1 protein-coding gene is annotated in these 606 nt (G+C 50.0%); it reads left to right on the forward strand.

The window, feature by feature from the left end; translation table 11 throughout:
- Positions 1 to 66: 66 nt before the first annotated feature.
- Positions 67 to 606: IS256 family transposase (locus tag IE074_RS14730; protein WP_189386199.1), on the forward strand; the 540-nt coding region annotated here is incomplete at its 3' end.

Genomic DNA, 606 nt, shown 5'->3' on the forward strand with positions numbered 1-606 from the left:
GAGCCTGTAAATAAAACTGTGTAAACCGTCTATCATTACACCCACACAGGGAAAAGGATAGATCACATGGACAAAAAGAAACTGGAAGCGTTTGCTCGCGAGGCAGCTAAAGGCTTGAAGACCGAAAAGGACCTGAATGAATTCAGCCAGATGCTCACCAAAATTACGGTAGAGGCTGCCCTGAATGCCGAACTTGATGAACATCTTGGCTACGAACGGCATCAGTCTTCAGATAACACCAACAGCCGCAATGGTTACACCGCCAAGACGGTCAAGACAGAAGATGGTCAATTCGAGCTGAACACGCCCCGGGATCGTGATGGCAGTTTTGAACCCAGGCTGGTTAAAAAGGGCCAGACACGTTTTACCTCAATGGATGACAAGATCCTGAGCCTTTACGCCAAAGGCATGACGACCCGTGAAATCGTGGCGACCTTCAAGGAAATGTACGGGGCCGACATTTCACCCACCCTGATCTCCAAAGTCACCGAAGCGGTGATCGACAAGGTTGATGAGTGGCAATCGCGCCCGCTGGAATCGGTTTACCCGATCGTCTATCTGGACTGCATTGTGGTCAAGATCCGACAGGACAAGCAAGTCATCAAC

The organism is Advenella faeciporci (assembly GCF_014652395.1).
Classification (GTDB): Bacteria; Pseudomonadota; Gammaproteobacteria; order Burkholderiales; family Burkholderiaceae_B; genus Advenella; species Advenella faeciporci.